We start from the raw sequence: 13,687 nt of genomic DNA on the forward strand, positions 1-13,687 counted from the left end.
TATAGTACAGAAGTCGTTAAGATGGGTGTTTGACGCAAAGTGAACTATAATAAAAGTGTTACAGGTGAAATCGATTTCAGAAAAGGAGAGGTTAAAATCATGGTACATGCAAAGACAAGAAGAATTACAGACGAAGATATCATTAAGAAAAGCTTAACGACTGAAAGCTTTGATTCATTAAATATTAGATTGCTTTCAAGTGATATTCGTATCGAAAATGGTGATCGCTTTGAAGTTATTTATAAGGGTATTAAAGAAGAAATGCCAAAAGTCGAACTTGTTGGCGATATTATGAATATTGAACAAAACAATCGTGAGGAAATTAATGTAACTTACGACTTAAATCATCGTTATGATTTAGGAGTTAAAGTTACTATTCCAAGAGAAGCACAAATTGATAAGTTAAACTTTTCATCAATTGAGGGCGACTTTAAGTTAAGAAAGTTAATTGTTGCAAATATGTATATTAAGAGTAGCAGCGGTGATGTTGACTTAGAGGACAGCAATATTAAATCTGGTGAGATCTATGTTCTTGATGGTGACTTCAAAGCTGATAATACTGATCTTGACAATGTAGCAATTCAATTAGATGATGGGGATGCTTATATGAAGCGGATGAACTTAACAGGTGGCTCCATTAACTTGATTGATGGTGATTGCAGAATTTGGGACAGCAAGTTCAATGGCAAATACTTCATTAGAAATAGTGATGGTGATAATAAAGTAGAAGGTGTTATGGGCGATGGCTATGGCTATAGTTTGGATACACTTGATGGAACTAACAAGTTGTTTAAAGAAACTCGTCAAGGACACCTTGAATTAAATACTCAATTTGATAACTTTATTACAATGAAGACAATGAAGGGTGATAATATTGTAAAATAATCAACTTCTTCTTATAATTGTGTAAGACAATTCGCAATTATAAGGACAAAGCTATGAAAAAATTCATTGTATTATTTATTACGTTACTTTCTTTAACTGCTTGTTCTAAACCTAGTTTAAAACAAGATAATACTTCAACAAGAAGCTCTAGTACTAGTACCGTTCATAAAAAATCAATTCAATCCAAGAAAATAGATACTTCTAAAAAATATCCCGGTCTTAGTTTGATGACAATTCCCAGTGAGTTTCGCGGTAGTTGGTATCGAAGTGATGAGTTTTCAAAAAGTGCTCGTAAGTTAGTAATTACAAAGCATTTAGTTAATGATTCTGTAGTATATCAAAAAACTGGAAACATTAAGTTGGATCATAATTCTGAAAAGCAAAATAAGCAATATGCTGGCAATATTTCAATTGGTAAAGTTGATACGATAAATGGTCGCAGTTCTCTTAGAATCCGTGATGTACTAGGTAGTGTAGATATTATTTATATGTTAGGAGAATTTAAAGGACAGCAATGCTTATTTTTAGCGTATGATTTTGGTGATCGTGAAATCCATGGAGCTTTATTTAAAAAAGCCGATTTAGCAGTTAAGTATCGTAAGTATGATTTTTCAAAATTAAAATAGTAAAAATAACTCACTAATTATGAGTTATTTTTTTGTCTTGACAATAGTCCCTGCACATACTAAAATCTTCAAAGTATGTGTATGGACTAAATTAAATGAAGAAGGATGTGAAGTATGAAAGTAAATACTACCGAAAAAATAAATCTTGCAATAGTACGTGCGAATAAGGCTTATAGTGAATGGGATAGTCAAAATAATTTACCAGATTATATGAGTATTATTCTATATGAATTATTAATTCATAAAGGGTTAACTCAAAAAGAACTTGTAAATTTAAGTGATTTGCCTAAGCAATCTATAAATAAGGGTATTCGAAGTTTGCAAGACTTAGGATATGTAAAATTAATCAAAGATAATAATGATAAAAGAAAAAAATATTGTTCTTTTACTGAAGAAGGAAAAAAGTATGCTCAAGAAAAAATGACGCCATTGATTGAGTTAGAGACTAAAGTTGCTACTTCAATGGGAAAGGAAAAAATGGCACAATTAGCCAAGCTTTCTTGTGAATGGAGCGATACTTTTTGGAAATTATTGAAGGAAGAAGGGAAAAATAAGTGAAAATATTAAAACCGCATTTAAAAAATTACAAAAAAGAAATCATTGGAGCTGTAATTGCTATATTAGTTTCAGCTTTCTCAACTCTTTGGCAACCGCGTGTTCTCGAAGATATTCAAAAAGCACTTCTTGCTAATAATCAGTCAAGAGTTTTACGTGATGGAATTTGGTTAGTGATTTTGGGAATAATTGCAATTGTTGCTGGGATTTTTAACGTTTATTATGCTGCCAAGATTGCTCAAGGAGTAACTAGTGATTTACGTGAAGAAACTTATAGTAAAATTCAAAGTTTTTCTCTAGCGAATATTGAAAAATTCTCAACCGGTTCATTAACTACGCGTTTAATCAATGATATGAATCAAATTATGAATATGATGATGACGCTATTTATGCAACTTTTGCGAATTCCAATAATTTTAGTTGGTTCATTTGTTTTAGCAATTATTACAATTCCACGCTACTGGTGGGCGCCAGTTTTAATGTTAGCTTTAATTTTAAGTGTTGGAACTTGGGTTATGAAAAATATGACCAGTCTTTTTAATAAGTTTCAAGAAACAATGGATCAGATTTCTACTCGAGTAAAAGAAAATTTACAGGGAATGAGAGTTGTTAAGTCATTTAATCAGGGAAATAATGAGATTAAAAAATTTAATAAAACATCGGATTATTTAAATGACTTAAACATCAAAATCGGATATTGGTTTTCAGCAATTATGCCAGCATTTATGTTGATTGCATACTTGGTGATTTCATTGGTAATTTTATTAGTAGGAACAAGTATTAAATCTTATCCAAGTGATGTAACTGTTGTAAGTCCATATGTTTCTTACATTTTAACTTTATTATTTGCTATTTTAATTGGTGGAATGGTTTTGATGACTTTTTCACGTGGGAATGTTTCTCTTAAAAGAATTGCAGAAGTACTTGAAACAGAAGCTGATGTTAAATTTGACGAAAATGCACCTAAAGAAGAGTTGAATGGCTCTATTGAATTTGACCATGTCTCATTTACTTATCCAGATGGTAATGATGAAACTTTGCATGATATCTCATTTAAGATTGAACCTCATCAAATGATAGGTGTAGTTGGAGCAACTGGATCTGGTAAATCAACTTTAGCTCAGCTTATTGCCAGACTATATGATCCAACTGATGGTGAAATTAAAATTGGCGGAAAAAACTTAAAATTAGTTAGTGAAAAAACTTTACGTGATACAGTTTCGTTAGTTTTACAAAAAGCGATTCTTTTTTCAGGAACAATTGCATCTAATTTGCGCCAAGGTAAAAGAGATGCAACAGATTATGAATTGAAACGAGCTTCAGAAATTGCTCAAGCTCAAGAATTTATTGGACGCTATCCAGATGAATTTGATCATGAAGTAGAAGAAAGATCAGCTAACTTTTCTGGTGGACAAAAACAACGTCTTTCAATTGCACGTGGAGTTGTAAATCAGCCACCAATTTTAATTTTAGATGATTCAACTTCTGCGCTTGATGCTAAAAGTGAAAAATTAGTTCAAGAAGCATTAGAACATGATTTAAAGAATACAACAACAATGATTATTGCTGAAAAAATTATGTCTGTAAAAAATGCTGATAAGATTCTAGTGCTAGATGAGGGTAAGTTAGTGGCTATGGGAACTCACGATGAACTTCTTAAAACTTCTGATGTTTATCGTGAAATCTATAATAGCCAAAAAGCAAAAGAAACAAGAGGTGAAATGAATGAATAAAGCTCCAGAAAAAAGCAATGTTCAAAAAGCTTTAGCCTATTTTGCTCGTTATCTTAAGCCATATTGGAAGGGCATCACGGTTGTGATTGTCTTGGGGTTGATTTCTACAGCAACACAAGTAATTGCACCAATTTTCTTGGGAAATGCTGTATCAAGTTTGACTAAGTTTGTAGCAGGGGCTTTCAAAGGGCAAAGTCATTTAAATGACTTTTATCAGGCATTAGGCTTAATGATAGGTTTTTATGCGTTAGGTATTACTTCTACTTTTATTGCTTGGATGGTTATGTCTAAGTTCAATGCAGATTCTACTAATGATATGCGTGAAAACTTATTTGGAAAATTTCAAAGAATGCTGATTAAGTACTTTGATACTCATCAGGACGGAAAGCTCCTTTCATTATTTACATCAGACCTTGATAATATCTTTAATGCAATGAATAATGCAGTTTTTGAGATTATTTCTCAAGGTACGCTTTTCATTGGGACAATTATTATCATGTATGTTGTAAACCCATTGATGGCAACTATGACAGTAGCTACTACACCTTTTATTTTGATAATTAGTATTATCATTATGAAAAAAGCTCGCAAATATTTAGATAAGCAACAAGATGAAATTAGTGATCTTAATGGCTATATTAATGAACAAATTAATGGTCAAAAAGTAATTATTGCTAATGGTTTGCGTGAAGAATCAATTGAAGGTTTTAGAAGTTATAATAATAAAGTTCGCAATGCAATGTTTAATGGACAATTTTATTCAGGAATGCTTTTCCCATTGTTACAAGGATTGTCTTTGCTTAATTTAGCTATTGTTATTGCAGGTGGAGCATGGATGATTGTTTCAGGACAGGTTAGTCAAGCAGTAGGATTGGGATTAATTGTAACTTTTGTAGAGTATTCTCAGACTTATTTCCAGCCTTTGACTCAGCTTACTTCAATTTATTCTATGATTCAGCTAGCACTTACTGGAGGTCGCAGACTTAATGCTGTAGAAGAACAAGCTGAAGAAAATCCAGAACTTGATGGTGAAGTTTTAACTGAAATTAAGGACGGAGTAAAACTAGATAATGTTTACTTTGGTTATACTCCAGACAAAGAAATTTTACATGGGGTTAATATTTCAGTGGATAAAGGCCAGTCTGTTGCTTTAGTTGGACCAACTGGTTCAGGGAAAACGACAATTATGAATCTTATCAATCGCTTTTATGATGTTAATAAAGGACATGTATTGTTTGATGGAGTAGATGTCAGAGATATTACATTAAAGTCTCTTCGAGATAATGTTGGGATTGTGTTGCAAGATTCAGTTTTATTTACTGGAACGATTGAAGATAATATTAGATATGGAAAGCCTACTGCTAGCCGTGAGGAAGTAATTCGTGCAGCCAAAGAAGCACAGATTCATGATTTTATTATGACTTTGCCCCAAGATTATGACACCCAAGTTTCTGATGAAAATACGATTTTTTCTACTGGGCAAAAACAGCTCCTTTCAATTGCTAGAACTATTTTAACGGATCCAACTTTTCTTATTTTAGATGAAGCTACTTCTAACGTTGATACAGTGACAGAAGCTAAAATTCAAAAGGCTATGGATGCAGTAATTGCAGGAAGAACAAGCTTTGTTATCGCTCATCGTCTTAAGACGATTTTAAATTCTAATAAGATAGTTGTCTTGAAAGATGGAAAGGTAATTGAAGAAGGGAATCACCAAGAACTTCTAAAAGAACATGGCTTTTACTATGATTTATACACAAACCAGATGTCGTTTGACTAAATTGTGTTATAATGAAAGCGTTACATAATAATTAAGTCACTAGGGGTGCTAATTAGCTGAGACGATACCCTTTGAACCTGAACAAGATAATACTTGCGCAAGGGAAGTGAAAAGAAGCGAATATTATTTAATGCTCCTAGCTGGCTTATTTGATAGTTTAGTTAGGAGCTTTTTATGTTTACTAGATCATCAAAATGGGATGTTAAATCAGTCATATTAGTTGCCTTAATCGGAATTTTAATGGGAATCATCTATACTTATGGCTTTAATAATATTTATAATTTAGCTAAGTTTGTTATGCTTCCAACTGGATATGCTCCAGTGATGGATATGATTTTTTCTGGACTTTGGTATATGGCAGCACCGCTTGCAATGTATTTTGTGCCAACTGTTGGTTCTGGGGTTTTGGGAGAAGTAATAGCGTCGATAGTTGAAATGGCAATAGGTGGTCAATGGGGAGTGTTGACTGTTTTAGAAGGTTTAATTCAAGGAGCAAGCAATGAAATTGGTTTTTTCCCTAAAAAATCACACTATGAAAAATTCACTTGGAAGAGTGTTTTGATTGGAGCGTTTTGTGCGAATTTAGGTGGCTATATTCCGCAGTATTTTATTTATGGTTGGTATAAATATAGCACTAATTTACAAGTTATTATGTTTATTGCTGGGATGATTTCCGCCATTATTTTTGATGGGATTTTAGTAAAATTAATTACTAATTCATTTGATCGTGCTTTAAAACCTAAATTAGATATAGATTAATAACACAAAATTATTTCATAAAAAAAGAGTGGTCTTAAAACCACTCTATTTTTTAACTTAAAATTGATTCAACCTTAGTAGTGAGCATATCGATTGCTACATTATTTGCTCCTCCTTCTGGAACAATAATATCAGCGTAGCGCTTAGTAGGCTCAATAAATTGATGATACATTGGCTTAACTGTATCCATATATTGATTGATTACAGAGTCAAGTGAACGACCACGTTCCTTCATATCACGTTCTAATCGACGAATGAAGCGAATATCATCATCTGTATCAACATAAACTTTAATGTCCATTAAATCACGAATCTCTTCATTAAATAAAACTAAGATTCCTTCCAAAATAATGATATCTGCAGGTTCTACATGAACTGTTTCATCACTTCGAGTGTGTGCAGTAAAGTCATATGTTGGCATTTCAATTGCTTGACGCTTCAAAAGCATTCCCAATTGCTTTTCAAGAAGCGGCATATCAAAAGCGTTAGGATGATCGTAATTAATATTCATTCGCTCTTCCATAGGGATGTTAGTATTATCCTTATAGTAAGAGTCTTGAGTGATAATTGTAATTCGATCATTATCATCAAACTCTTCAGCAATTTTATGGGCGATAGTGGTTTTACCGCTACCGGATCCTCCAGTAATTCCAATAATCACAGGTTTATCAAGATTTGTCATTTTTTACTCCTTAAAATATATCCTTACCAATATTACCTGTAAAATCGCGCTATGACAACATTTCTAATTGATTTTTTAATAAAAAAATTGTGTAATATTTAATTTAACGAATATTTAAGATAGAAATCAACAAATAAGTACCAGAAATATCGAACACTTTTAATTATTTATTTGATATAATTCAGCAATTTACTAACCATTTATGGTATATGATATAAAAATGTGTGGAATTTAATTAAAAAGGCACTTTTCACTTTTGTGAAAAAAAGGTAAAATATAAATTAACGCTATGTATGAAAGGATGTAAAACATGACACCAATTATCGAATTCCATCATGTTGACAAATACTATGGTAAATTTCATGCCTTAAAGGATATCAACTTAACTATCAATGAAGGCGAAGTCGTTTCAATTATTGGACCATCTGGATCTGGTAAGAGTACGCTTATTCGTACAATGAATGGATTAGAACCAATTAATAGTGGTAAGCTGATCGTTAATGGTTATGATCTAGCAGATAAGAAGACTAATATTAATAAAATCCGCAAGGATGTCGGAATGGTATTCCAGCACTTTAATTTGTATGAAAATCATACTGTATTGGGCAATATCGAATTAGCACCGCGTGTCGTATTGAATCGTCCTAAAGATGAAAATGAAGAAATTGCAATGGATCTTCTTAAAAAAGTTGGTCTTGAAAACAAAGCTCATATGTTTCCACGTAATTTATCAGGTGGTCAACAGCAACGTGTAGCCATTGCTAGAAGTTTAGCAATGCATCCAAAAGTAATCTTGTTTGATGAACCTACTAGTGCTCTTGACCCTGAAATGATTCAGGATGTTTTAGATGTTATGCAACTTGTTGCTGAACAAGGCATTACAATGGTAGTAGTTACTCATGAAATGGGCTTTGCAAGAGAAGTCGCAAATCGTTTAATTTTCTTTGATCAAGGTCATGTTTTGGAAGATCGCAAGCCGGAAGAATTCTTTGCTCATCCAAATACTGAACGTGCACAAGAATTTTTAGGTAAAATTATTACAAATTAGCCGAGGTATTCTTATGCGAAAAATACGGAAAAAACTTGGACTTACAATCCTTTTTTTATTAGCAGCAATCTCACTAAGTGCTTGTGAAAGTTACGGTAATAGTGAAGCTGAACCAAAAAAAGATCAAGTTTATAGCCAAGTAAAAGCAAGCAAAAAGATTATCTGGGGCGTTAGAAATGATACTCGTTTATTCGGTATCATGGATATTAAAGAAAATAAGTTAGTTGGATTTGATATTGATTTAGCTAAGGCAATCACTAAGCAAATGCTTGGAAAAAACGCTAAAGCTGAGTTATTCCAGACAACTTCTAAAACTAAGATTCCAGTTTTAAAAAATGGTAATGTAGATGCTTTGATGGCTACTGTAACTATTACACCAGAGCGTAAAAAGCAAGTTACTTTTTCAGAACCTTACTTTAATGCTGGACAATCTCTTTTAGTATCAAAAAAGAGCTCAATTAAATCAGTCAAAGACTTAAATAAGTCTGGCACAGTTGTGGTAGCGGTTAAGGGAACAACAGCAGTAGAAAATATTCATAAGTTTGCTCCAAAAGCTCGTGTTCTTGAATATGATGACTATGGGCAATGTTTTACAGCGCTTAAGGCTGGTCAAGGTCAGGCAATGAGTACTGATAATGGTATTTTAGCAGGTATTGCTGCTGAAAATCCGGGCTACAAAGTAGTCGGAGGTGCCTTTACTCATGAGCCATACGGTATTGCTGTTGATAAAGGACAGACTAAAATGGCTAGTGAAATTAATAAGGCTTTTAATGAACTCAAGAAAAATGGTACCTATAATCGCTTAATGCACAAGTGGTTTGATGGTATCCCAGGATTTAGTATAAAGGAGGCTGAAAGATAAATGTGGTCATTATTGGTTAATAATTGGCAAACCTTTTTGATTGGTTTCTGGAATACTATCTTGTGTAGTGTTTTGGCTTTGATTTTTAGCTTGATTATTGGAACCGTCTTTGCCATTTTAGAAACTATGCCAAATAAATTTTGGCGTGGGGTTGCCCGTGTTTATATCGAAATATTCCGTAATATCCCATTATTAGTTATTGCGATGATCTTTTATTTAGTTATTCCACAATTTTGGATTAAAATGAGTGGTTTTGCGGCAGGTACAATTGGGTTAACTTTATATACTTCTGCCTTTATTTCAGAAACTGTTCGTGCTGGTATTCAATCAGTTGGAATGGGTCAAATGGAAGGTGCTAGAAGTAATGGTATGACTTATTGGCAAGCAATGCGTTACGTTATCTTACCGCAAGCTTTTAAAATTGTCATTCCACCATTAGGTAATCAATTTGTTAACTTGATTAAAAATTCAAGTGTTTTAGCCTTTGTTGCAGGTTTTGACTTAATGTATCAAGGGGATGTTATCGCATCAAGTACTTTCCAAACAATTCCAACTTACATTATTGTAGGATTATTCTACTTGATTTTGACATTGCCATTGTCATATTATATGCAACACTTAGAAAACAAATAAAAGGAGGATTTAGATGGATTTTTCACATGCATATTCATGGATTAACTTCCGCTTCCTCCTGGACGGGTTGTGGGTTACAATCTATGTTTCACTTATTTCAATTGCATTAAGTTTTATTATTGGACTTGTTTTAGGAACAATTAGATATTCTAAAGTTCCAATTTTATCAAAGATTGTTGGCTTTATAGTGGATATTATTAGAAACTTGCCGCTTCTTTTAATAATCTTCTTTACTTATTTTGGATTGCCAGCAATGCAGATTAGGGTCAACGCAGTTGTTGCGTCGATTATAGCTTTGGTTGTATTTGAAAGTGCAATGATTGCTGAAATTGTTCGTTCTGGTATCGGAGCAGTTGATCCTGGTCAAATGGAAGGTGCTAGAAGTAATGGTATGACATACTTACAAGCAATGTTTTATGTAGTTATGCCACAAGCTTTAATGAAGATGATTCCAACGCTTTTATCACAATTTGTTTCCTTAGTTAAGGATACTTCTCTTGCAACGATTATTATCTTGCCGGAACTTCTCTATCACGCACAAATCGTTTATAGTCAAGATACTAATTATATGATTCCAATGTACTTGATTATTGCAGTGATGTACTTTGTAGTTTGTTTCTGTTTATCAATGGTTGCATCTTACTTACAAAAGAAGTTTTCAAACGATTAAATATCAAAAAATACTAACTACGTGTTAAAGTTAAAGTAGTTAGTATTTTTTTGTAAGGAAATTAAATATGGATGCAAATTTGCAATTAACAGACCTAGAACGAATAGAATTAACTAAAAAGTCATATCAAAATTTAAACTTAGGTGACCGAATTGAAATTGGTGGTCACTTTATTGGAATTGTTACAGATTCTATTTATGAAAAAGATGGCTTAAGAGCTTTTGTAATTACGAATCAAAATGAAGTTACGATTTTATATAAAGGCTCATATGGCTTTTTAAAAGGTAATCCGACCACTTGGCGGGATGAGTGGCTTAAGACGAATTTACCAATTTTAGTATCATTGCTTGTTAATAATGAAAAGAAAATTCCTAGCCAATTAAATTCTGCAGCTAAACTTTTAAATAAGACGATTAATAAATATCCTAAAGCACATTTTTATATTTATGGACATTCTTTAGGCTCGATTAATGCGCAATATGCTTTGGCTAATTGTCACCATCCAAGTTCTATTTATGGCGCATATTTATATGAAGGAACCAATATTTGGCTTCTTTTAACTCAAAAACAGCGCCGAGTTGCAGCAAAATTAAGAACAAAAATTTATAACTATGTAGATATTTATGATCCAGTAACCCTTGGCATTACTGCTACTCATCATATGGTAGGAAGATTGATGTATGTAGATTCAACGCCGATGTCACCCATTAAGCAGCATATGTGGGGTGGGTATCGTTTTGATAAAGATGGCAACTTGCTTTTGCGCGACGTTGATGATGAATTTTTAAGAGAAAGTTTGAATGAACGTAAATTTTTAACTAAGACTAATGATTTAGCTAAGGCCTTAGAAAAGAAAGGACAGGCTGGTGAAGTAAGAAAACTTGCCGCAGAAAAGTTAACAGATTTGAAGAAACGTTTCCCAGATAACAGCGCTTTTAATAAATTAGCAAGTTTAATTAATAAGGCTGGATTTTTGAAAGATAAATAATTAATAAAAAGGCTTAATTTTGATTAAATTCAAAACTAAGCCTTTTATACATATACTATATAGTTTAAACTCTATTTTTTCTTACAAAAATATGATATAGATTTTCCTATGAAAATTAAAACAAAGCTCATCAACATAGGTCTTATAAATGTTTGAAGGTTGAGGACTCGCATATCTAGTAAGTAGTATAAAAATAAAAGTAGGTAGGTGATAAAAAAATCTATTAAATTTTTACCCATATCTCTTGTGTACTAATTCCACTCCATACCACATGCTACTGCCCAAACGGCTAACTGACCTGCTACAAGAATAGCGTTTGTTTTTACACCAGCTCCTTTTGCAACTCTAATTACTACTTTTGCTAGCTCTTTCCAAGCCTTTTTCTTTGCGTATTTAACAATAACGCCAACATTTACCATTGCAAAAAGTTCATCTTTAATTTTATTGTACATACACTTGCCCATACTATTCCAACTGAACATTGAAATGAATGGAGAATATGTAGTTGAACTAGTATTTGCTAAATAATTAACATCTAATTCGCGACTAGCTGCTTGTAACTCTTGTTTGCTAAAATTTTCTTTAGCATATTTATTAAGATTTTCTTGACTTACGCCATGAGCAAACATTTTTTGTAATTCTGTCGCTACAGTATCAACATCTTGAGATTGTACTGAATCACTCGCATATACATTACTTGAAAGTGTCGCAAATAATTCTAAAATAATAGTAAAAACCATTAATAATTTAATGATTTTGATTGATTGTGATTTTGTTTTATTCATAAACACATTTCTCTTCTTTTAAAATATTAATTTTTTTAAAATTATAACAAATATATTAAAGTGGTGCAATAAGCTTTATTAAAGAAGTGATATGGGTAACTCTAATGAAATATCTTTTAGATGATTTAAAATAATAAAAAACGTTTCCCAGATAACAGCGCTTTTAATAAATTAGCAAGTTTAATTGATAAGGCTGGGTTTTTGAAAGATAAGTAATTAATAAAAAGCTCGCCAAATGGCGAGCTTTTGCTTAATAAGATTATTGTTTCCAAGCAGCATCAAGCTTAGTTTTTCCAGTTGAAATAGCAGTATTCCAGCTTTGCTTTTTACCAGCTTGAGCTAAAATCGTTTGCATATTTGCATTCACTTGATCATATGCAGTTGTAGCATTCTTAGTAACTGGTAAGAAATAAAGATTCTTGGTTGTATCAGCTAAAATTGCAGGAACTTTACTATTTTTATCAGCTTTATAAGTCTTAGAATTTAAGACCTTAGAGTTAACTGGCATGTAACCTGTTTGCTTGGCCCAATATAGTTGAGATTTTTCACTTGAGAGGAACTTAAGATACTTGAAAGCAGCAGCTTTTTGCATAGCAGATGCCTTATTAAACATATAAATGTCTGTACCTTGTTGAGCGTTCAATTTACTTGGACGAGGCGCAATCCCATATTGATATTTTTTACTCAAAGCTTGTTTAACATAAGCTTCATTAGCAGTAGAACCAATAAACATCGCAACTTGAGCATTATCAAAAGGAGTTGACATGTATTTTTCAGTACCAGCTTGCATGAAATAGCCGTTCTTTACGCCATCTGCATAGTAATTAATGACTTTTTTAGAAGTTGAACTAGCAAAATTTAGTTTATTATTAAAACTAACTCCATCTTCCTTCATTGCAAGCATGTAATAGTTATTAAGTGCATCAAAACCGGCTCCTCGAACTTTATGGTTGCTCTTTTTATAGATAGTTTCAGAAGCTGCTTTTAATTCTTGCATGGTAGTAGGTACTTTTACACCATATTTATCAAGTAAGGTCTTATTATAGAAAAGGACCTCAACTGATTTATTAAATGGTACACCATATTGCTTGCCGTTGATTTTTGCTCCATCCCAAAGACCTGATTGAATGTCGCTATTTTTATAAGAACCCCAACCAATGTTTTTGTTATCAACATAAGGAGTTAAATCAGTTAACATATTATTCTTAGCTGCGTTGTAAAGCCAACCAGGATAAGCTTGGGTAATAGTTGGTAAGTCTTTAGGAGATTGAAAACTTGAAGTTAACTTTGATTGTAAGTCAGCATAGTTTCCGCCTTGGCTTTGCAATTTGATAGTAATGTTCGGGTTTTCTTTTTCAAAATCGCTTGTAAGTTTCTTAAGAGTATTTTGAGAAGTACCAGTTAAGGAATACCAGAAAGTTACGGTTGTTTTTTTAGAAATTTTTTCTGGAATTTTATTACTAGAATTATTAGCTGACTTGTTTGAACATGCGCTAAGTGCAATAAGTGCCACTAAGGCACCCGCAATTGTAGCGACTTTATGTTTGAGTTTCATTTTTTAAGTTTAAAAACCTTTCTTAACTCGAATATTTTTAAAATTACACCGTAATTTTATCATAAAAAGCGGATTATTATAAATAGTTTTTCGAAGATTGTTCTTGATTGACAAAAAATAATTAGA

Annotated in this window: 14 protein-coding genes and 1 riboswitch; of the genes, 11 read left to right on the forward strand and 3 right to left on the reverse strand. The window is 32.4% G+C overall.

All coding sequences use genetic code 11. The features are described 5' to 3' along the window. The first annotated feature begins 99 nt into the window (after positions 1–99). The 6 genes from ACTHPI_RS03720 (at position 100) to ACTHPI_RS03745 (ending at position 6,338) form a co-directional block, all read left to right on the forward strand. Positions 100–885, forward strand: coding sequence for a DUF4097 family beta strand repeat-containing protein (locus ACTHPI_RS03720; RefSeq protein ID WP_445352837.1), 786 nt, complete (start codon positions 100–102; stop codon positions 883–885). 53 nt (positions 886–938) lie between these two features. Beyond that, entirely contained in the window at positions 939–1,511 is a 573-nt protein-coding gene (locus tag ACTHPI_RS03725) for a hypothetical protein (protein ID WP_445352838.1), read from the forward strand. A gap of 114 nt (positions 1,512–1,625) precedes the next feature. Next, the gene (locus ACTHPI_RS03730) at positions 1,626–2,069 is read left to right on the forward strand and encodes a MarR family winged helix-turn-helix transcriptional regulator (protein ID WP_445352839.1); all 444 of its coding nucleotides are present in this window, start codon (positions 1,626–1,628) and stop codon (positions 2,067–2,069) included. Then, a complete protein-coding gene (locus ACTHPI_RS03735) occupies positions 2,066–3,799 on the forward strand; it encodes an ABC transporter ATP-binding protein (RefSeq protein WP_445352840.1) in 1,734 nt (577 codons plus the stop codon). Before ACTHPI_RS03730 ends, ACTHPI_RS03735 begins: the two co-directional genes overlap by 4 nt. Beyond that, complete coding sequence (locus tag ACTHPI_RS03740) at positions 3,792–5,579, forward strand: ABC transporter ATP-binding protein (protein ID WP_445352841.1); 1,788 nt, start codon at positions 3,792–3,794, stop codon at positions 5,577–5,579. Before ACTHPI_RS03735 ends, ACTHPI_RS03740 begins: the two co-directional genes overlap by 8 nt. A 31-nt stretch (positions 5,580–5,610) precedes the next feature. Beyond that, positions 5,611–5,701: riboswitch (TPP riboswitch) on the forward strand. A 52-nt stretch (positions 5,702–5,753) separates the two neighbouring features. After that, a complete protein-coding gene (locus ACTHPI_RS03745) occupies positions 5,754–6,338 on the forward strand; it encodes an ECF transporter S component (RefSeq protein WP_445352842.1) in 585 nt (194 codons plus the stop codon). Between the two features lie 52 nt (positions 6,339–6,390). On the opposite strand, the gene udk is transcribed toward ACTHPI_RS03745, so the two are convergent. Further along, positions 6,391–7,020 (reverse strand): uridine kinase, encoded by a 630-nt coding sequence (gene udk / locus ACTHPI_RS03750; protein WP_445352843.1) that lies wholly within the window; start codon positions 7,018–7,020, stop codon positions 6,391–6,393. A 310-nt stretch (positions 7,021–7,330) separates the two neighbouring features. On the opposite strand from udk, the gene ACTHPI_RS03755 reads away from it, so the two are divergent. The 5 genes from ACTHPI_RS03755 (at position 7,331) to ACTHPI_RS03775 (ending at position 11,221) form a co-directional block, all read left to right on the forward strand. Next, a complete protein-coding gene (locus ACTHPI_RS03755; protein WP_445352844.1) occupies positions 7,331–8,068 on the forward strand; it encodes an amino acid ABC transporter ATP-binding protein in 738 nt (245 codons plus the stop codon). A 13-nt stretch (positions 8,069–8,081) separates the two neighbouring features. Then, positions 8,082–8,930: a transporter substrate-binding domain-containing protein gene (locus tag ACTHPI_RS03760; protein ID WP_445352845.1), complete on the forward strand. Its 849-nt coding sequence runs from the start codon at positions 8,082–8,084 to the stop codon at positions 8,928–8,930. Beyond that, the gene (locus ACTHPI_RS03765) at positions 8,931–9,563 is read left to right on the forward strand and encodes an amino acid ABC transporter permease (RefSeq protein ID WP_445352846.1); all 633 of its coding nucleotides are present in this window, start codon (positions 8,931–8,933) and stop codon (positions 9,561–9,563) included. A gap of 13 nt (positions 9,564–9,576) precedes the next feature. Continuing rightward, positions 9,577–10,233, forward strand: a complete 657-nt coding sequence (locus tag ACTHPI_RS03770; RefSeq protein ID WP_144355638.1) for an amino acid ABC transporter permease — start codon at positions 9,577–9,579, stop codon at positions 10,231–10,233. 67 nt (positions 10,234–10,300) lie between these two features. Continuing rightward, positions 10,301–11,221 (forward strand): hypothetical protein, encoded by a 921-nt coding sequence (locus ACTHPI_RS03775; protein ID WP_445352847.1) that lies wholly within the window; start codon positions 10,301–10,303, stop codon positions 11,219–11,221. 251 nt (positions 11,222–11,472) lie between these two features. On the opposite strand, the gene ACTHPI_RS03780 is transcribed toward ACTHPI_RS03775, so the two are convergent. Next, positions 11,473–12,006 (reverse strand): streptococcin A-M57, encoded by a 534-nt coding sequence (locus ACTHPI_RS03780; RefSeq protein ID WP_144355636.1) that lies wholly within the window; start codon positions 12,004–12,006, stop codon positions 11,473–11,475. Between the two features lie 259 nt (positions 12,007–12,265). Further along, on the reverse strand, positions 12,266–13,561 hold the full coding sequence (locus tag ACTHPI_RS03785) for an ABC transporter substrate-binding protein (RefSeq protein WP_445352848.1): 1,296 nt from the start codon (positions 13,559–13,561) through the stop codon (positions 12,266–12,268). Between the last annotated feature and the right edge of the window lie 126 nt (positions 13,562–13,687).

The organism is Lactobacillus sp. PSON, assembly GCF_052615405.1.